The organism is Pseudomonas sp. MAFF 730105 (assembly GCF_055380705.1).
In genome coordinates, this window is sequence record NZ_AP018438.1 from 1104379 (window position 1) to 1124416 (window position 20038).

At 60.1% G+C, this 20038-nt stretch carries 15 protein-coding genes and 1 pseudogene; 5 read left to right on the plus strand and 11 right to left on the minus strand.

Translation table 11 applies throughout. The features are described 5' to 3' along the window. Nucleotides 1-10 precede the first annotated feature (10 nt). A complete protein-coding gene (locus PCOSP_RS04750; protein ID WP_047699671.1) occupies nucleotides 11-523 on the plus strand; it encodes a type VI secretion system amidase effector protein Tae4 in 513 nt (170 codons plus the stop codon). After that, nucleotides 520-747 (plus strand): hypothetical protein, encoded by a 228-nt coding sequence (locus PCOSP_RS04755; protein ID WP_175361701.1) that lies wholly within the window; start codon nucleotides 520-522, stop codon nucleotides 745-747. Before PCOSP_RS04750 ends, PCOSP_RS04755 begins: the two co-directional genes overlap by 4 nt. Before the next feature lie 81 nt (nucleotides 748-828). Here PCOSP_RS04755 and aceE read toward each other — a convergent pair whose 3' ends face one another. After that, entirely contained in the window at nucleotides 829-3498 is a 2670-nt protein-coding gene (gene aceE, locus PCOSP_RS04760) for a pyruvate dehydrogenase (acetyl-transferring), homodimeric type (protein WP_464710441.1), read from the minus strand. Between the two features lie 174 nt (nucleotides 3499-3672). On the opposite strand from aceE, the gene PCOSP_RS04765 reads away from it, so the two are divergent. After that, nucleotides 3673-4125: a MarR family winged helix-turn-helix transcriptional regulator gene (locus PCOSP_RS04765; RefSeq protein WP_464710442.1), complete on the plus strand. Its 453-nt coding sequence runs from the start codon at nucleotides 3673-3675 to the stop codon at nucleotides 4123-4125. Nucleotides 4126-4155: 30 nt separating this feature from the next. On the opposite strand, the gene PCOSP_RS04770 is transcribed toward PCOSP_RS04765, so the two are convergent. The 4 genes from PCOSP_RS04770 to dctP all read right to left on the minus strand — a co-directional run bounded on the left by PCOSP_RS04770 (nucleotide 4156) and on the right by dctP (nucleotide 7576). Next, entirely contained in the window at nucleotides 4156-4365 is a 210-nt protein-coding gene (locus tag PCOSP_RS04770; RefSeq protein ID WP_175361698.1) for a hypothetical protein, read from the minus strand. 238 nt (nucleotides 4366-4603) lie between these two features. Next, entirely contained in the window at nucleotides 4604-5887 is a 1284-nt protein-coding gene (dctM, locus tag PCOSP_RS04775) for a C4-dicarboxylate TRAP transporter large permease protein DctM (RefSeq protein ID WP_047699676.1), read from the minus strand. Then, on the minus strand, nucleotides 5884-6516 hold the full coding sequence (locus PCOSP_RS04780; RefSeq protein ID WP_175385497.1) for a TRAP transporter small permease: 633 nt from the start codon (nucleotides 6514-6516) through the stop codon (nucleotides 5884-5886). The genes dctM and PCOSP_RS04780 overlap by 4 nt, the downstream gene beginning before the upstream one ends. A 64-nt stretch (nucleotides 6517-6580) precedes the next feature. After that, nucleotides 6581-7576 carry a C4-dicarboxylate TRAP substrate-binding protein DctP gene (gene dctP / locus PCOSP_RS04785; RefSeq protein WP_047699677.1) on the minus strand — a complete coding sequence of 332 codons (996 nt, stop codon included), beginning with the start codon at nucleotides 7574-7576 and terminating at the stop codon, nucleotides 6581-6583. A gap of 213 nt (nucleotides 7577-7789) precedes the next feature. On the opposite strand from dctP, the gene PCOSP_RS04790 reads away from it, so the two are divergent. Then, nucleotides 7790-8161 carry a PH domain-containing protein gene (locus PCOSP_RS04790; RefSeq protein WP_039592153.1) on the plus strand — a complete coding sequence of 124 codons (372 nt, stop codon included), beginning with the start codon at nucleotides 7790-7792 and terminating at the stop codon, nucleotides 8159-8161. 47 nt (nucleotides 8162-8208) lie between these two features. Here the strand turns inward: PCOSP_RS04790 and PCOSP_RS04795 are convergent, their stop codons facing one another. The 6 genes and pseudogenes from PCOSP_RS04795 to PCOSP_RS04820 all read right to left on the minus strand — a co-directional run bounded on the left by PCOSP_RS04795 (nucleotide 8209) and on the right by PCOSP_RS04820 (nucleotide 17850). After that, nucleotides 8209-10515, minus strand: coding sequence for an Orn/Lys/Arg family decarboxylase (locus tag PCOSP_RS04795; protein WP_464710444.1), 2307 nt, complete (start codon nucleotides 10513-10515; stop codon nucleotides 8209-8211). A gap of 13 nt (nucleotides 10516-10528) precedes the next feature. Continuing rightward, nucleotides 10529-11919 (minus strand): annotated as a pseudogene (potE, locus tag PCOSP_RS04800) (putrescine-ornithine antiporter); the annotation flags it as partial. A 123-nt stretch (nucleotides 11920-12042) separates the two neighbouring features. Beyond that, entirely contained in the window at nucleotides 12043-12447 is a 405-nt protein-coding gene (locus PCOSP_RS04805) for a DUF488 domain-containing protein (protein ID WP_175361695.1), read from the minus strand. Between the two features lie 255 nt (nucleotides 12448-12702). Then, entirely contained in the window at nucleotides 12703-12936 is a 234-nt protein-coding gene (locus PCOSP_RS04810) for a pyocin S6 family toxin immunity protein (protein WP_175385495.1), read from the minus strand. Then, on the minus strand, nucleotides 12933-14213 hold the full coding sequence (locus PCOSP_RS04815) for a colicin E3/pyocin S6 family cytotoxin (RefSeq protein WP_464710445.1): 1281 nt from the start codon (nucleotides 14211-14213) through the stop codon (nucleotides 12933-12935). The genes PCOSP_RS04810 and PCOSP_RS04815 overlap by 4 nt, the downstream gene beginning before the upstream one ends. A gap of 340 nt (nucleotides 14214-14553) precedes the next feature. After that, nucleotides 14554-17850, minus strand: coding sequence for an ATP-binding protein (locus tag PCOSP_RS04820; RefSeq protein WP_464710446.1), 3297 nt, complete (start codon nucleotides 17848-17850; stop codon nucleotides 14554-14556). Nucleotides 17851-18054: 204 nt separating this feature from the next. Here PCOSP_RS04820 and PCOSP_RS04825 point away from each other — a divergent pair, with 204 nt between their 5' ends. Further along, a complete protein-coding gene (locus PCOSP_RS04825; protein WP_175385492.1) occupies nucleotides 18055-19977 on the plus strand; it encodes an MAC/perforin domain-containing protein in 1923 nt (640 codons plus the stop codon). Nucleotides 19978-20038 lie beyond the last annotated feature (61 nt).

Consider the following 20038-nt stretch of genomic DNA (forward strand, 5'->3'; position numbering starts at 1 on the left):
AAGGGGCAGCATGTTTACATTCGATAAATTATGGAACAGTCATCCGCAGATATTCGGCGACGCCGCGCCCTGTAGAACCAAGGGCGCCAAGAACTTCAGCGACCAATGTGCGATCAGCCTCGGCGTCGCGCTGCGTCGCGCCGGTGCCGACATGAGCCAGCTCAAAAGCGTGCGCCATTGTTGGCAGCACCCCAAAAGCGAAGGGCACATATTGGCCGCCGAAGAGCTCGCCAACGCCTTGACCCGCGCCAGGATTCCCGGCTTGCAGCCCATGAAGACGGTCAAAAGTGAAGACTTCGAAGATGCCCTGAAAGGCCAGCAGGGCGTTATTTTCTTCAAGGACTTCTGGCGTCGGGCAAATGAAACCACTGCCGGTCGCAGTGGTGACCACATCGACTTATGGAATGGTCGACGCCTGACGGATTGGATGAGCTACGTGCGTATACAGATGGGTTTTTCGATCGAAGGTACGTTTTCGGATTTCCATGACTCCAAGGACATATGGTTCTGGAGGGTCATATGAACGTCATCAAGGGAACGTTGTTTGTCCTCCTGATCATTGCCCTGGCCGTCGGGGCGTTCAATCTGGTTTTCATCGCGGTCGGCAACTACTTTGGGCCGTTCTACGAAAGCGAGGCGGATCAGAGCCGTAACTTTGCAATCTGGTTGTTCGGTAATGTCGGGGTGGTGATCATTGCGGCGGTGGTCGGGGTCTTGTGGAATCGCCGGCGCAACCGCCGAATCTAACCGAGCCACAGCATCGCAGGAATGCTGCGGCACCCACAGGTCACAGCGACGCCCTGAAGGGCGCCGCTGCAAGGCTGAGACTCAAACCTTTGCAGGGTTCTGTTTTTGCGGATCAATGCCGTAAAGCCTGATCGCCTCGGCTACTTTTTCCCGGGATATTTTTCCGTCGTCGGCCAGGGCCTTCAACGCCGCGAGGGCGATGAAGTGCCGATCCACTTCGAAAAATCTACGCAGCGACTCGCGCGTATCCGATTGGCCGAAACCGTCGGTGCCCAGGGCCACGAAGCGGCGATTGGGGACGAATGGGCGGATCTGGTCGGCGAATATCTTCATGTAGTCAGTCGCGACCACCACCGGGCCCTGTTTGTCCTGCAGGCAATTTTCCACATAACCGATACGCGGCGCATGCTCGGGATGCAGCAGGTTCCAGCGTTCGGCTTCCTGCCCGTCGCGACGCAATTCGGTCAGGCTGGTCACGCTCCAGACTTCACTGCTGACGCCAAAGTCCTGTTCCAGCAACTGAGCGGCTGCGACCACTTCCTGGAGAATCGAGCCACAGCCCATCAGCTGGACATGCTTGCCTTCGACCGCTTTTTCAGGCGCCGAGAGCCGGTACATGCCCTTGAGGATGCCTTGCTCAACGCCTTCCGGCATCGCTGGATGGGCGTAGTTTTCGTTCAGCACGGTGATGTAATAGAAGATGTCTTCGTTTTCGGCATACATCCGCCGCATGCCGTCCTGGATTATCACGGCCAGCTCATAGGCGTAGGTAGGGTCATAGGATACGCAGCACGGGATGGTCGACGACAGCACATGACTGTGACCATCGTCATGTTGCAGGCCCTCACCCATTAGCGTGGTCCTGCCGGAGGTGGCGCCGAGCAGGAAGCCACGGGCACGAGCGTCACCTGCCGCCCAGGCGAGGTCGCCGACGCGCTGGAAGCCAAACATGGAATAGAAGATGTAGAAGGGCACCGTCATAACGCCGTGGGTGCTGTAGGACGTACTAGCGGCAATCCATGAAGAAATCCCGCCGGACTCGTTCAGTCCCTCCTGCATGATCTGGCCATCCCGGGCTTCTTTGTAATAGCTCAACTGGCCGGCGTCTTGAGGCGTATACAGCTGGCCCACGTGGGAATGAATACCGATCTGGCGGAACAGGCTTTCCATGCCGAAGGTGCGTGATTCGTCCGGGACAATGGGCACGATCAGCTTGCCGATGTGCGGGTCCTTGAGCAACGTGCCGAGGATGCGCACGAATGCCATGGTGGTGGAGATTGCCCGTTCGCCAGTGCCTTTGAGCTGTGTGTCCAGGGTCGACAAAGGGGGAACCTGCAATGGTGCTACGGCATTGAAGCGTGCCGGAATGTAGCCACCCAATTGGTTGCGCCTGGCTTGCAGGTAAAGGGCCTCGACGCTGTCCGCCGCTGGCTTGAGGTAAGGCATGTCGCCCAGTTGGTCATCGGTGAGGTCCAGTCCGAACCGATCCCGGAACGCCTTGACCGCGTCGTCGCCCATTTTCTTGAGTTGGTGATTGATATTCTGGCCTTCACCGGCTTCGCCCATGCCGAACCCCTTCACGGTCTTGGCCAGGATGACGGTCGGCCCGCCGGTATGGCGCATGGCGGCGGCATAGGCGTTGTGGACTTTCTCCGGGTCGTGGCCGCCACGAGACAGCTTCCAGATATCGTCATCGCTCAAGTCGCTGACCAGTTCCAGCAGCTCGGGGTACTTTCCAAAGAAGTGTTCGCGCACATAGGCGCCGTTCTGGGACTTGTAGTTCTGGTAGTCGCCGTCCACGCACTCCATCATCCGTTGGCGCAGCAGGCCGCTCTTGTCCTTTTCCAGCAGGGCATCCCAGCCGCTGCCCCAGATCACCTTGATTACATTCCAGCCGGCCGCCCGGTACAGGCTTTCGAATTCCTGAATCACCTTGCTGTTGCCGCGCACCGGGCCGTCCAGGCGTTGCAGGTTGCAGTTGACGACAAAGATGATGTTGTCGAGCTTCTCCCGACCCGCCAGGGAAATCGCCGCCAGCGATTCCGGCTGGTCCATTTCACCGTCACCGAGGAAGGCCCAGACCTTGCGACCCTGGTGTTCCTTCAGGCCGCGATCTTCCAGGTAACGCATGAACCGCGCCTGGTATGCGGCTGTGATGGGGCCAAGCCCCATGGATACCGTTGGGAACTGCCAGAAGTCCGGCATCAGCCGTGGATGCGGATAGGACGAAACGCCATCGCGGTCGGTCTCGCGACGGAAGTTATCCAACTGATCCTCACTCAGGCGTCCTTCCAGATAGGCGCGTGCATAGATGCCGGGCGAGGAGTGGCCCTGGATGTACACCATGTCACCGGCGAACTGCTCCGTGCGGCCACGGAAGAAATGTTCGAAGCCGACGTCGTACAGAACCGCCGCCGACGCGTAGGACGCGATGTGCCCGCCCACGTTCGAATGTTTGCCGGCGCGCAGCACCATGGCCAGCGCGTTCCAGCGGATGTAGGCGTTGATCCTGCGCTCCACGGTCAGGTCGCCGGGGTAAGGTTGCTGGCGGTCGACCGGGATTGTATTGACGTAGGGTGTCGTCACGCGACCGTAGAAATCACCGTGGCGGTTGGCGTCGAAATCAAGCATCTGATCGATCAGGTAGTGGGCGCGAGGGCGCCCTTCGACACTCGCCACCGATTCAATGGATTCGAGCCATTCGCGAGTCTCTTGTGGATCCTCGTCGAGAAACATGGATTGTTGTGCCATCGTTGTCGTCTCCTGGACAGTGCAGCAGCACCGAGTCGTTTGGTGCCTGACTAAGGGGCGTGGGTCGACGCCAACCTTCGAGAATTTTGTAGTTGCAGTTGCAACTACATGCGAGAACTTAGCCTGCCGCGCGCTACAATTGCAACTAAATCGATTTCTTGAAAAAGGTGTTGCATGTCTTCCAGCGAGCCGGATACCTGGTTCAGATTCGTCAGGGCCCACCGTTGCCTGATCCGCGAAATCGAGCGTCGACTGGCGGCTGCCGGGTTGCCTGCCTATGCCTGGTACGACGCTTTATGGGGCCTGGAAAGCGGCCCGGATGGCGCGCGCCGCATGAACGAACTGGCCGATGTCATGGCCATCGAACGCTACAACCTCACCCGCCTGGTGGACCGCCTTGAGGCGGAAGGCCTGGTGACCCGCAGCCGCGCCAGCGACGACGGCCGAGGTGCGTATGCCGCCATCACCGAGAGCGGAAAAGTGCTGCGCAAGAAGATGTGGAAAATCTACGAAGGAGCGGTGGACGAATTGTTCCTGTCACAATTCGACGACGACCAGCAGCGGGTCTTCAGCCAAGCGCTGGAGCGTGCGGCCAATGCCGCGCGCAGCAGCGGTCGAACGAAATGAGCGCGAATTAGCCACATACGCCACCAGGTTTCATTGCAGCAGGTAACGACTCATTGCCTGTTTGACGCATGCCTGTTCGATGACACCTTCCTGAGCCAGCGCTTGCAGCGCCAGCACCACGATCCAGTGCTTATCCACTGTTTGCAAAGAGGTCCCGGTAGAGTCGGCGCCAAGCGCTACGAACCGTGACGTGACGTGGGCGCCGATCTGATCGGCGACGTGCTGCGCGTAGCCCGTCACCGCAACGACCGGGCTGCTCCCCGCGCCCAGGCAAAGTCGCTAAATGCTACTGAAATGTCGCCAGTCGTCCATCTGGACTTCGGTGATCCCGCCCGGCCTTCATATTCGCTCCAACTCCAGAACTCCAGTTTCCCCTGCGATGAAGTCAACGCGTTGATCTTGGAACCGAGGCGTCTTTATCGCGGGCAAGCCTTGCTCCCACAGTCGATCGGCAGTTCGGTCACTGAGCCTGGTTGAATCAACTCATCCCCAACCAGTTCGGCAACACCAGCGAGATCCATGGCACATAGGTAATCAGCACCAGGAACGCCAGCAGGATCATCAACCATGGCATGGCCGCGCGGATGGTGGCAGGCAAGGACATGCCGGTCACCGCCGAGGTCACGAACAGGTTCAGACCCACCGGCGGTGTAATCAACCCAATCTCCAGGTTCACCACCATGATGATGCCCAGGTGGATCGGATCGATGCCCAATTGCATGGCGATGGGGAACAGGATCGGTGCCAGGATCAGGATGATTGCCGATGGCTCCATGAACGCGCCGGCAACCAGCAGCACGATGTTCACCACCAGCAGGAACGTCACGGGCGTGAGCCCGGCATCGATCACCCATGCCGTGATTTGCTGGGGAAGCTGCTCAGTGGTCAGCACATGGGCGAAGAGCATGGCGTTGGCGATGATGAACATCAGCATGATGCTCAGCTTGGCCGACTCCAGCAGCACCTTCGGCGTTTCACGGAACGTGAGGTCCTTGTAGACGAACAAGGCGATGAACGCTGAATACACCGCAGCCACCGCAGCCGCTTCGGTCGGAGTGAACATCCCCGAATAGATCCCGCCGAGGATGATGATCATCAACAGCAGGCCCCACAGCGCTTTGCGTGCCGCAGACAGCCACTCGCGAAACGTTGCCCGGGGCAGGGCCGGCAGGTTCTTTTTCACGGCGACGATGTAGATCGCGATCATCAGCACGACGCCCAGCAGCACCCCGGGAATCACGCCGGCCATGAACAGTTTGCCCACGGAGGTTTCGGTCGCGGCGGCATACACCACCATCACGATCGAGGGCGGAATCAGGATTCCCAGTGTCCCGGCGTTACACACGATGCCAGCACCGAATGCCTGTGGATAACCCGAGCGCACCATGCCGGCAATGGCGATGGAGCCGACCGCCGCCACCGTTGCCGGGCTTGAGCCGGACAGTGCCGCAAACAGCATACATGCCAGTACCGCGGCAATCGCCAGGCCGCCGCGGATGTGGCCGACACAGGCGTTGGCGAAGTCGATCAGCCGTCGCGCCACGCCGCCGGTGGTCATGAACGCGCCGGCCAGCAGGAAGAATGGAATGGCCAGCAATGTGTAGTGCTCGGACGTTTCGAACAGCTTGATCGCCAGGGAGCGTACCGAGTCCGGGCTGAAGAAAATAATGGTCAGCGAGCCGGCCAACCCCAACGAGATGGCAATAGGCACGCCAATGAACATCAGCACGAACAGTGCCACGAACAGGAAGGCAATGGTCATGGCTTGTCTTCCTCGTGCTCGGTCAGTTTGATGGCCTCCGCCGCTTCATCGGCCAGGCCCAGTCCTGTCTGACGATTTCTCAGGATGCGCACGAGGATTTCCGCGAAGCGGATGAACACCAGGGCAAAACCCACCGGTACGATCAACCCGATGTGCCATTGCATGATGCCGAATTGACCCAGATCCTCGGCGCCGATCTGCGCGATCATCAACGTATTGATCCATTCATAGCTTGCCACCGCCAGCAGTCCGGCGTAGGTCAGGCAGAACAGGCAGGCGATCACCCCGATAAAGCGTTGTACCGGCTTGCTGGCCAGTTTCACCAGCGCATCGACGCCGATATGCCCGGCGGTGCGCACGCCATACGACAAGCCGAAAAAGATCAGCCAGCCGAACAGCGCCTTGGTCAGCGAGCTGCTCCAGGTCATGGCCTGGGCCAGATTCATGATGCCGTCGCCAATGGCGGACGCCGGTTCACTGACGGCAGACCAGTTGTCGCCGATGCTGTAGAAGACGCTGTAGAGGTTGTTGAGCACCACATAGACGAAAGTGATCAACGTCATGGCGGCCAGAAGGAAGGCAATGAAACCTTCCTCGAAGTGTTCCCAGATGCGCCGAAAAGCGTTCATGGAGGACATCTCCTGCAGGGGATGACAAGCCGGCGCTGCCAGGGCGGCAGCACCGGCCAACCCATTACTGAGCTTTATTGGAGGCTTCGGCCGCTTTGATCAGATCGGCACCGATGTCGCCTTCGAACTTCTTCCACACCGGTTTCATCTTGTCGCGCCATTCGCCACGCTGTTCAGGTGTGAGCGTGATGATTTCGGTGGTTTTGGCGTCGACGATTTTCTGCTTGGCGTCCTGGTTCAGTTGTTCGGCTTCCTTGTTTACCTGGGTGGTGACTTCCTTGATGATCTTGTCCAGTTCGGCACGGACATCGGGTTGCAGGCCGTTCCAGAACGTGGTGTTGGTGATCAGCATATAGTCGAGTACACCGTGGTTGGATTCGGTGATGTACTTCTGAACTTCATGCATTTTCTGGCTGTAGATGTTCGAGTACGGGTTTTCCGCACCATTGACCACGCCGGTCTGCAGGCCTTGGTACACCTCGGCAAAACTCATCTTGCGCGGGTTGGCGTTCACCGCCTTGAACTGTTCCTCCAGTACGGCCGAGGCCTGTACCCGGAACTTCAGGCCACGGGCATCCTTGGGTTCACGCAGCGGCTTGTTGGCCGACAGCTGCTTCATGCCGTTGTGCCAATAAGCCAGCCCGGTGATGTTCTTGCTTTCCATGGACTTGAGCAGCTTCTGCCCATCAGGGCTCAACTGGAAGCGGTCCACGGCAGAAATGTCGTCGAACAGGAACGGCAAGTCGAACAACTGCACGCTCTTGGTGTATTGCTCGAACTTGGCCAGCGATGGCGCAATCATCTGTACATCGCCCAGCAGCAAGGCTTCCATCTCCTTACCGTCTCCGAACAGCGAGGAGTTGGGGTAGACCTCCACCTTCACTTTGCCCGGGAGTCGTTCTTCCACCAGCTTCTTGAACAGCAACGCGCCCTGGCCCTTGGGCGTTTGTTCGGCCACCACGTGAGAGAACTTGATGATGACCGGATCAGCCGCCATGGCCGTGCTCAATGCACTGAGGGCGAGGGTACAGACGAGTGCTTTCCAGATTGGTTTGAACATTGTGGGGATACCTCGTTATTTTTGTATTTATCGTGCGGGCTCATTCAACCCTAACGCACGTTGGGACAGTTGCAAGTCTAGGCAGAAAACCGCCTGCCGGTGGAAGTCCTCTTTCAGTCCTTGTGAGATTCGCTTCAACAGCCTCAGAATCCCATCCGCCAGCCTCCACTGGCCGGGTGACCTGGAATACTTTTCAACTCGAAGGATTTACGGATGATCGACTTCAACAACAAAGGCTTCTTCAAACTCAAGCAGAACGACGAATATGCCGAACGTGTCACGGCCCTGCTGCTGGACGGCGAGCAGGTCATCGACGCTTACAAATCCATGCGCGATGGGGTGGTCTTCACCAACAAGCGCATCATCGCGGTGAACGTACAGGGCATCACCGGCAGCAAGAAGGATTTCACCTCCCTGCCATACAAGAACATCGTGGCTTACTCGGTCGAAACGTCCGGCACTTTCGATCTGGATTCCGAGCTGGAGATCTACTTCTCATCCCTGGGCAAGGTGAAGTTCGAGTTCACCGGCAAGACAGGGATCGTCGAGATCTCGAAGGTGATCTCCCGGCATCTCCTGGCTTGACCTCAGGACCCGCTGGGAGAGAGGGCGCCAGTAATCGGCGCCTACCCTCACTCGAAATCCGTCCCACCGGACGTCAATACCAGTAAACGATAGACGCCGTTCTCCACTTCGATCCCATGGGTGTCATGGGCGAAGCCGGGGAAGGACCTATCGAAGCTCTCCAGTGCTTTCAGATAAGCCAGCAACGGTCCATCCGCGGGGCCGGTGTTTTCCCCCGGCATCAACAAGGGGATGCCGGGTGGGTAAGGCACGATGCCGGTGGCGGCGATGCGTCCGGCTGCGTCCTCCAGGGTCACTTGCTCGACGTCGTTGCGCACCAGCTTTTCGTAGGCCTGCACCGGGCTGAACACGGCCTTGGGCAACGTGCCGAACGCCTGGGCCATGGTGGAGGTGGTCTTGGTCTTTTTCATCGCGGCGAAGATTTCATCGGCCAGGTCCTTGAGGCCCATGCCGGCGTAGCGCTGCTGGTTGGCGGTCAGCAGGTCCGGCAGGCACAGCTCCAGCTCGGTGTTTTCGTCATAGTCGCGCTTGAAGTCGAGCAGGGCGTTGACCAGGGTGCCCCATTTCCCTTTGGTGATGCCGATGGAGAAGAGAAACAGGATGGTGAAGTCGGTGGTCTTCTCGACCACGATGCCCTGATGCTCCAGGTAGGCCGTCAGGACGCAGGCCGGGATGCCGAAGTCGAGCAGGTTTCCATCATCCCCCATGCCGGGGCTCAACACTGAGACCTTGATAGGGTCGAGCATGCAATAGCCTTCTTCGATATCGCCGAAGCCATGCCAGACCTCGTTCGGATGCAACACCCAGCAGCTCGGGTCCGTCTTGAGCAGCGCCGGATCGACTGCATGGAACGGCATTTGGCTGGCGCCAACGCGCACCGACGGCGGTTGCCAGCAGGTGAAGAACCATTCGTGCTTGCTCGACATCTCGTTGTGCATGCGCGACAGAACCTGGCGAAACGCGACGGCTTCCTCGATGGATTCGCTGGTCAGAATCTGCCCGCTCGGTGCTTCCATCATGGCCGAACTGACGTCGCAGGAGGCCATGATCGCGTAGTTGGGCGAGGTCGAGGCGTGCATCATGAACGACTCGTTGAACCGCCCGTGTTCGATCGGGTTGCGGCCATTGCGCACATGAATCATCGAGGCCTGGGACAAGGCAGCAATCAGCTTGTGTGTCGACTGGGTGGCGAACACGGTTGGCTTCGAGTCGTCGTGATCGTCGGGGTCGCCATGCATGGCGAAGCGGTCGCGGTACAGCGGGTTGAAACGTGCATAGCCGTACCAGGCTTCGTCGAAATGCAGGCGGTCGACGCTTTGTCCGAGCAGTTCTTCTACGCGGGTGACGTTATAGGTCAAGCCGTCGTAAGTGGAGTTGGTGATGATCGCGTGCACCGGTTTCGGGTCGACGCCCTTCTTGACCAGCGGGTTATTCGCAATGGCCGCTTTAACCCCTTCGGCGCTCAGGGTCTGCGGCAGGATCGGGCCGATGATGCCGTAGCGGTTGCGGGTGGGGACCAGGTAGGTGGGCAGCGCGCCCGACAGGGTCATCGCATGCTCGGCCGACTTGTGGCAATTGCGGTCGCAGAGGGCGATCTGGTTGCGGGTGACGCTGGCCATCAGGATCACGCGGTTGGACATCGAGGAACCGTTGGTCACGTAGTACGTGCGATGGGCGCCGAACACCTTGGCCGCATAGCGCTCACCTTGGCCGATGGGACCACTGTGATCCAGCAGCGAGCCCAGCTCCCCGACCGAAATGGACAGGTCCGCACGCAACAGGTTCTCCCCGAAGAACTCGTAGAACGCCCGACCTGCGGTGCTCTTGAGAAACGCTGTGCCGCCTGCATGTCCGGGAGTGTGCCAGGAGTATTCGTAGGAACTGGCAAACCTGACCAGAGCACCGAACATCGGTGGCAGGGAGGCTTTGCGATACCGCTCGATGGCTGCCAGGACACGCCCGCTGAGGAAACGGCTGGTGTCCTCCGGCAGCCAGATGAAGTCGTCGGCGTATTGCATGACCACCAGGGGAATACTGGAGGCGCTGCTGCGATCGCTGATCAGGAAGACCGGTACCCGGGTGTTGCGTTCACGCAGATTGGTCAGCAGCTTGATGCACTCGTCATGGTCCTCGCTGTCGTCCATTTCCCAACTGAGCAGGACACATTGAATCGCCGGGTCCGAATTCAGGATCGACGTGGCGTCGCTCAGGGATTCCGACACCAGCAGGCTGATGGCCCGTTGCTCCACGTCGCTGATCAGCTGAAGCAGGGCACGACCGAAGACTGTGCGTTTATCCGGCGGGCTGCTGACCAGCAGGGTGAGCATCCCCAGAGTGTGCTTGTTTTCCGTCATGGCAGGCCCCCGAAGTGGCTTTATTCAAGTGGTTCACAGGTACTGGCTCGCCTCTGGATGTTGTGCGCTGACGGTTTGCGTCGGCGCACTGTTATTGAGCGCTTCGAGGCGAATGAGGCGGGTGTTGATGAAGCCGAACAACGTGCAGCCGAAAAGGATCACCACGCCACCGAGCATCAACGCCTGTTCGCCCGAGCTGTAGAGCGCGAGATAACTGTAGGCCGCCGCTACCCAGGCAATGATGTTGGTGACCAAGGCCTTGCCGGCGGGGACGTTGGACACTTTTTGCAGGGTCATCAACGCGGCCATCGAAAGGATGTAGGGCACCAGGTTGGTGACCACCGCGAGGTTGACGAGAATGTTGAACTGCTTGCTCAGGTCAGGGCTGATGGTGAGCAGGCCCAGTGCCGTTTGCGCGGCAAGCAGCACCAGCATGCCGACAATCGGCGTACCGGCTTTGTTGGTCTTGGCGAAGATCGGCAGGAAATACCCGGTATCCGCCGAGCTTTTGTAGACCTGGGCAATGGTGAACTGCCATCCCAGCAACGAACCGATGCAGGCCAGCACCATCAATCCCATCACGATATCGCCCACGAACGGGGTGAACATCTTGGCGAAAACCAGCCCGAACGGCGCCGTGGATGCGGCCAGTTCGGGGTTGTCGACGATCCCGGCAATCACGTTGGTTGAGACAATGTAGAGCGCCGCTGCCCCCAGCGTGCCGCCCAGCACCGCAATGGGTACGTTCTTCTCGGGATTCTCCACAGCGTCGGTATTGGCACACGCCGACTCCAGGCCGAGAAAGGCCCACAAAGTGATCGCCACGGAAGCCCCCGCCGCGTCGTACCAGCTCTTGTCATGCGGGTTCCAGCCGGCAGCGTAGACACTGCTGTCGAACCAGAACCAGCCGATGGTCGAGACAAGCGCCACCGGCGCGATGACCCCCCACACGGTGACCGAACCTATCCGGCCGGTGATCCGCGCACCGCCGAAATTGGCGAGCGTGGTGATCCACAACAGCGCGATGGTCGCCAGCCCCACTTGCAGGGCATCCAGCCGGACCTGCAGAAGTTCCTGGATGTAGCCTACGGCGGTAATGCTGATCGCCACGTTGGCGATCAGCAGCGACAGGCCATAGGTGTAGTTGGTGATGTAGTTGCCGCCCTTGCCGAAGGTATATTCGGCGTAGCCCCCCATGCCACCGGTCTTGCGACTGAGCATTCCGCAGCGGGCGAACGAATAGGCCAGCGCCAATGAACCGGTGGCCGTGACCAGCCAGGAGAGGATAGAAATGCCCCCGACCTCGGCGAGTTTGGTGGGCAACAACACAATGCCTGAGCCGAGCATGTTCACGGCGGTCAGCATGGTCAATTGCATCACCGTCATCTTCTCGGTGACTGACATCCCTGCCTCACTCAAACGCACAGTAAAGACTTAGCTATAGCTGAAGATAGAGATGTCGCAAGGCTTTGCGTGGTGAGTTCGGGGGGCCGGTAGTGTGGAAAAACCTTCGGCGTCGCCTCGGGTTCAGTGGCCCGGAAACTCAGGCAGGTAACACGCAGGCGAACTCATTTGCGCCCGTTTTTCCACCTCATCCTCCAACCATTCGGCCAGCACCACGGCATTGTTTTCGAGGGGCGATCGGGCTGCGCAGACCAGGGTGAGGGTGCCATTGCAGGCGATATCGACCAGCTTCCACCAATGCTGCGGTTGCGCGCCCAGTTCCTGGCGATAAGCCGTTTTGAACTGATCGAAGGAGATCTCACCGCCCTTGAATGCCTTGCGCAGCTCAGGGGATGGAGCGACGTCCTGGAGCCATGCGTCGATGCTCAACGCGTCCTTGCGGCAGTTGCGCGGCCACAGGCGGTCGACCAGCACGCGCTGGCCATCGTCGAGGGCGGGCGCTTCGTAGGCGCGTTTGCATTGGATCATCACGAGCGGCCTGTCGCGGGGATTGGGTCAGCATAGGCCTTGGCGGCTGGGTTATCACGGGAGAAAGGCGATACCAGATGAGATGCCGACGGAGCGGAAGCAAAGATGCCCGAGCAAACACGGAACCTGTGGGAGCCAAGCTTGCTCGCGATGGCGGCGGTCCGTCCGACATTGATGCAAGCTGACCCAACGCCATCGCGAGCAGGCTCGCTCCCACAGGTCTGGTGCCGTACTTCAGTACCGCATACCAATTTTTCAGTCAATGTTGCAGGTAAGCTGGAAGAGATGGTCTGCGTCGTAAAACTGCCTGCCGACCAATGCTTCAATGGCCGCTGCCTGGTTGGCGTTAAGGTTGTAGCCCTCATCACCACGCTGTGCTGCTGACCAGCCCATGATTTGTGCAAGCTGCGAATCGCAACCCTCAGGCAATTCGATTTCGAATGCCAGGAAGTCAGATTCCTTATCGAACGCTTCAATGATGTACTTCAAGGTTCTACCTCGCGGCTGTCGTCCGCATCTTTGGTTTGCTCACCTGTTTCGGGGTTGAATTCCCCTAGGTGCTTCCCTCGCTTGTTATATTTTTCAACGGCTCCGTGCTGGCTGTCCCATTCAAAAATAGTCCCGTCTTTCGTCCTCCATCGTTTCCGAAGACCTCCTCCGCCTTTTATGAGCGTTTTTCGAGGGGCAATCCTGGCGTCTGGGAACGCACTCAGTACTTTGGGGGGAGGGTAATATTTATGGTCACCCGGAGCGGGTTTTGAAAACACCACATACAGCGACTTCAACCCCGTATCCGCCGGAAAAACCAGAATACAGTCGTCGGTGGTAATGTCCTCCCCCGGCAGCCCCTCTATCTGACTGTCGACATCCGCTGGTATGGGATGCACGAGAATGGTGCCCAGCCGCCTACCCATGTCACCGGGATAGATCAGCGGCGGAATCGATCCGAGGGGCCCGTGCTGAGGTGTCCATAACAGGGTGATGCCATTCAGCTTGGCCTCCATCGCGGTTTTATCGGCGTTCCATGTCACCTGCACCGTGCGAACCGAATCGTCGCCCGCGGCACCGCTATGGATACCGTAAACCTGCAACACGCCGTCTGGGTCCCGGCGAAACTGAAAGCGCACCCGTGTAGGCGCGTGGCTCATGTTGCGCAACTGCTCGTCGGTATGAAGTGTGCCGTCTCCCATCTTGACCGGTAGCATCCCCAGGACGAACACGCTGGCCGGTCCGCCCGCGCCGCGTACCAGCCAGTTGAGGCGTTGCTGCAGGATGCCGCCACCGGCCAGGCGTCCCAGCGCCAGATCGGCACCGAGCGCCGAGGCAATGGCGGTACTGGAGGACGGTAGAAGCATTGCTCCCGCCACCATTATCCGCCCGAAGTTGGAGGCCGATTCGATGGTCGTCCCGGCGTTCGTTTGGCACCAGTTTTCAGCGATGCAGGATTTGGCGAACACCTGGTCTTCGCGTGGTTTGGGGGGCGGCCAATGATCCTGGACTATATGGATCGGTTCAGGTACTGGCGATGGGCGGGGCATCCAGCCGCCCCCCGAGCCGGTTGTAGGTGGCTTGATCAACAGCAGGTCACCTTTGCTGATCGCCTCTACAATCTCGCTGTCGCTGGCGATCCGGGCCAGGCTTCCAATCTGGTCCAGCCCATCGATGGTGTGCCTGCCGCGCATCAACGCGTCATTCACCATCCGAGCCGCGGAGTGCGGGGGCTCGGTCTGTTCGATGCCCTTGTCCGCACTTCTTATCAAGCGCATTGCAATCCTTGCCATTATGTAGGGCGGGGTATTCTGGTGTGGGCGTTCATGGCCGGCAATGAAAGGACTTTTGCGGTATATGTCCGGGCTGGGATGAAATGTCAGCCGGTTTTAGGCCAAGCAACGCCAATCCTGTGGGAGCCAAGCTTGCTCGCGATGGCGGCGGTCCGACATTGATGCAAGCTGACCCAACGCCATCGCGAGCAGGCTCGCTCCCACAATGGTTCTGTGTAGGCGAGAGATTTGTATTCACCACAAGTCCCTGTGGGAGCGAGCCTGCTCGCGATGGCGGTATGTCAGCCGACGACGGTGTGTCGGCTGCCACGGACCACGCATTGCGTCACTGAGCGTCCAGCAACTGCCGCAATCGCGGCATCGTTGCCGCGAATCCCATCTGCTGCGCCTCGCGTTGGAGCCCTTTCAACGGCTCCTCCTTCGTTTGATCGCCCCGCAACCACTGGCCTGCCACGTCGATCAGCCGCACATGATGATTGACCCACGCGCATGACGCGGACTCGGGCAGTACCGCCATCTGCTGTCCATGCCGGATTGCCTGTTCGATGTTCCCCGCCAGCAGACAGGTTTCAGCGGCAGCTACGCGAAAGCGCAGGGTATTGTGGGCGAGGCACGCTTGGGTGAGTTGAGTTTCGCCCTTCAATAGCGCCTGTTCGCTGAGCTGCGGATCGTCGACCATCATCGCCAGGCTGCCGTAGATCCAGGGTCCGATGTAGCGGTGCAAGTCGAAGCGTTCAACCAGGCTTGCTGCGCCCATGATCAACGTCTGCGCCAGCTCGCGTTCACCCTGGTGCAAGGCCACCCGTGCCAGCCCTTCCAGCAGGATCGCTTCGAAACGGCTGGCGCCCAGGTTGCGCGCCAGTTCAAGGGCACAGGTCAGTTGCTGCTCTGCCGACGCCTGCTGAGTACTTGCCGCCAGCACCCAGGAGGCGGTCAGGCGCGAGAACACTTCCGCCCGATGGTTGCCGATCCTGCGGCTGCATTCGATGGCCTCCGTGGCGTCGCGCAACGCCAGGTGCGGCTGGCCCAGGTAGAACTGCGCCGAGCCGCGGGCGCTGCGATTGCCCGCTTCCACGTCCACCAACCCATGGCGCTCGCACAGGCGCACGCATTGGTCGAAGACTTCGTAGGCGGTCTGCATGTGCCCTTGGGCGTAGTAGGAGTCGCCGATCCCGCTCAGGGCCTTGGCCTCGGTTTCCAGATCCCCGCCGATCCTCGCAAAGGAGAGCGCCTCTTCGTGCAAGCGGCGACACTCGACATAGTCTCCGCGCGGAAAGTAGATATTGCCGTGCAACTGATGCAGCCGGGCCAGTGCCGTGTGGGCGCGCAGGGCCTGGGCAACGGGCAGCATGTCTTCGATCAGGCGTTCTTCTTCGTCCAGGCACTCGAGGGTATTGAGGACTGCCGCCAGGCCCAGCGCCGACTCGATCCGGTCCTGCGGCTGTTCCGCCAATGCCAGCGCCCGCTGGAAATGCTCCCGCGCTTGCGCCGTCTGGCCAAGGCCTGAACAGGCTTGGCCGCACAAGAACGCAAGGGAAAAACTGCCGTGGGTGCGCTCGCCGAACACCGCACATTGATGTGCCAGCGCGAGCACGCTGTCGTACTGGCAGGCGAGGCGCTTTTCGTCCATGGCCGCCAGCAGCGCATCGAACGCTGCCGGGTCTTTGGCTCGCAGCAGATGCTGGGCATGGAGCACCCGGTCGCGCTCGCGGTAGAGCTTCGCTACCGTCCGATGCAACTGTTCACGCAGCACGTCGGGGATCGCGTCGTAAAGGCAATGCATGACCAGGTCATGGACGAACAGGTAGTTTCCCGGCTCGACTTCGCGCAGCAGCCCTTGGCGCATGTCCGCCGTCGGCAGATAGTCAGGTTGTCCAAGTGCCTCGCGCCAGAGCGTCAGTTCGAAGCGATTGCCCAGCACCGCAGCGTAGTGCAGGGCGCGACGCTGGTGCGAGGCCAGCTTGTCGAAACGGGTCTGGATCAGGTGTCGCAGGCTGTCGGGAAAAGTACCTTCCTGGCTCGCCAGCAACTGCGTCAGGTACAACGGGTTGCCTTGGGCGCGGATGACGCAATCGGCGCGGTAATGCGGGTCGACATCAATGAACTGAGCGGCCAGGGCGGAGGCCTCCCGTGCGCGGATCGGCGCGATGTCGAGCACGCTCATGGGCGTGTTCGCGTGCGCTCGGATTGCGTTTTCCAGCGGGTCGCCTTCGGGGCGGGACGTCAGCAGCCAGACGATGGGCGCGTCGTCCGTGGCATCGAGCAGTTTGCCCAGCAGCGTAAACAATGGAGCGTCGCCCCAGTGCAGGTCCTCCAGGCCAATCAGCAAGGGCTGCTGCACCGCCATTCGCCGCAGCACCTCGAGCAAGGCGAGCAGCAGCCCCTGTGTGCGAGCCGGGCTGCTCATCGCTGCATACAACGCGGGCGGCTCGGCGGATGAAACAGCCGTCAGGACCTGGAGGAACATCCAATGTTCGGGCGCCACTTTCAGGCGGGATAACCCGGCCTCCAACTGCGAAGCATTGATCGACGTAGCGCCAGCGACACCCAGCAAGCTGCCCACCAACTGCCCCAACGGCCAGAGGCTGTTGTCCATGCCGAAGTCCAGCACATCGGCACGATGACAAGCGAAACCGCTTTGCCGGGCGATGTCGAAATACTCGCTGACCAGCCGTGTCTTGCCGATGCCCGCCATGCCGCGCACATAGACCACATGGCCGTCCTGGCACTCGTGGGTGGCCTCGATCACGCCCTTGAACTGCAGCAATTCAACGGCCCGTCCCACCAACGGTCGGGGCGCGTTTTCGTCGAGGCTGCGCAGGCGCCGACACTTTCGATAGGCGGCAAAGGCCTCATCGGTGGAGGAAAACTCGAAGCGCGAAGCGAGTTGTTCCAGCAAGTTCTGCGCGACATACACCGGTGCGTGACCGTGTCGATCCGACAACGGCTGTTGCGCCAGCAGGATTGCATCGCCCTCCGGCATTGTCGTTTCGCTGCCCAGGCGCACTAGCCGCAGCAACAAGGCGTGCCCCGGCTTTACGAATTGCTCCCGGCTCAGCGCCAGTGCGCACAGCAGGCCACGTTCGCTGTCGCTGCGATAGGCTTGAGGTGAGCCGAACCGCGCGATGACGACATCCTGGGCGATGACGGGGGCTGCGCCGCCGAACTGCCGGACCAGGCGTTCGATGTCGTCCGCCAATACCTCGGGCACCCCCTCGATGGCAAAAGACAGTTCCAGCACGTAGCGGATGACCGCGTCGTCGGCTTGTTTCAGCGTCTGTTGTGCCAGGGCCTTCTCATGCAACTCGGTGACCGATTGCTCGATCTCCACCAGCATCGTCGACACAGCAGCGCCCAACAACGCACTCACGTCGACATCGAAGGCCGTCGCCAGGTGACGGGCCGTGCGGTAGAGCACCGGTTTGCCGGTTTCGGCGCGTTTGATGGAGGCGATGGATACGCACAGGTGCCGGTTCAGGCAGGCTTCAGCCAGGGTCTCCTGGCTCAGGCCATGTTGTTTGCGCAGCCCTTTCAACAGCCCGGCGTCCAGCAGTACACGGCCATCGGACACCGAAGCTTCGCGCTTGGGTGGAGCAGGGTGCACGCGGTGTCTGGAGTCCATGTTGATCGCCAGGGGAAGTCAACGGCAGACGCCCGAGTCTACTCCTCTCCATCCGCGACGTTAATGAAAAGATGGCATTTTGCCTGATACCAAACTGATACCGGACTGACACCGCTCTGGACTGTCGGCTCGGCAGCGGCCTCCTGATACTGAATCCCGTCAATTGGCATCAGTTGATACAACGTGAGCGATGGGAGAAAGGCGATGAACGAAGGACTCCAAGGCAGCGCAAATGATCCGCGTGATATCGGCGGCTCGCAGTTACTGGGACGCGGCCTGAATCGGCTCGACTGGGCCGGCGACAGGAAGGAATGTCAAAAGGTCGGTGATACCGAGTCGGGTAAACGGACCGTGCCCTACAAAGACACGTCCTACAACGTGGGCAAGCACGTCACCATGAGCACAGCGGTCTCCCAGGACAACTCCACGGTCGAGACATTTTCTTCCCGCGACGATTATGAAAGCCATACCCAATCGAGCGTCGAGGCGGCTGGTAAGTACGGTGCCTTTTCCGCGGGTTTCAAAGTCACGTTCGGCAGCGAGATCAAAACCTTCGAGGAGCGTGAGGCTGCGCTCTACAGCCACACGGCACGGCTGTGGAAACTGACGCTTGCGGTCGACCCCGCCAACGCCACCGACGTCTTCAAGGAACGAGTCAAGGCACTGCCGTCGGCTTTCGACGAGGACAATCCGCAGCCGTTCTTCGACTTCTTCCTCGCTTTCGGCGTCGATATCGTCAGTGAGGTCACCGTCGGCGGCTCGCTGAACTACGCGATGACCGCGCTCAAGAGCTATCTCAGCCAGACCAACACCCTCGATGCGATGGTCAAGGCCGAGTACGGCGCTTTCGTCAGCGGCAGCGCCTCGACCTCGATTTCGGAAACGGTCAAGAAACACCTGGCCCATCGCAAGGCCAACCTGACCACCCGGGGGGGCACCCATTCGATCAACTTCAACTCGATGGAGCCCAATAACTGCAACGCGGATTTCAGCAAATGGCGCGAGTCGCTGGCCAACGATCCCGCGATTGTGGAATTGAACCTCTCGCCGGTCTATTACTTCATCAACACTGGTGCAACTCGCACGGCAGTGGAGCAGGCCTACCGGTGGTACACCAGCTACAAGGCGGAAATCAAAGCGGATTGGCAAGAGTCGACGATTGTTCTCGGCCGCTCCAATCGGCTCAAGGCATCTGTCGCGGCGACAGCCGGCCCAGCCCTGCGGCTTGTGTTCGTCGACAACAAGAGCAAGGAAACCAGCGAAACCTTTCACACCCCACCGGCAGCGGATGCCTCCAGCGAAGACTTTGAACAGTTCTGGGATGCGCTGGCCTCGCTGGTGAAACAAAAAAGCGGGCACAAGCTATTGATGGCCACTGAGCGCTGGCCTCGTGACAAGCGTTACTACCCCGGTCGTCGCATGCGTGAGGTGCTGCTGCTGAACGGCGCCAGTGAAAAGGCGCTCCAGCGTTGGGAGGCCCTGACCAGGTACATGGTGCCAAACCCATTGGCCGGCCTCACTTATGTGCTGGCGGGCAATGACCTGGAAACGCCGGGCGTCGACGGGCTCGTCGCCGGCTTCGGCCAGGCGGGCAAAGACCTCAACCCAACGGTGAAAGTCTCGGCGCGCCTGTGTCATGACTCGTTCGGCAACGTCAAAGTGGTGCAGACGGAAAAGACCCAGGAAGACCCGTGTACGTTGCTGTACATCGTGCGCAACAACACCGACTCCAAACCGGCCCTGGCCACCGACCCGCAGAACAAGACCCGGATCGCCATGCAAACCCCGGACAGGCACAACCTGGGGCAATACTGGTACATGCCCGAGCTGGAAAAACCTTATCCGGAAATCAACCACCCGGTGCTGCTGATCAACTACGAGACGGGTACCTGTCTGCAAGGCATGCATGACCAAAATGACTGCCGGCTCAAACCCATCGAAGCAGGGCGCCAGCAAGACGACGTGATCTGGGATCGGCGTGGCGACGACGTGTTCCATCTGTTGCTGGTGCACTACTGGATGAACGCCATGTGCCTGACCCAGATCGAAAAACGCGCCGCTGTCCGGCCATGGCGCCTGCCCCACGGCATGGACTGGTTCCGCGAGGCGCATCGTCCGTATAGTTGATAACCAACAGACAGACCCGGCCTATACGGCCGGGTCTCCCGTGCTTTCTTGCGTGAGTGGT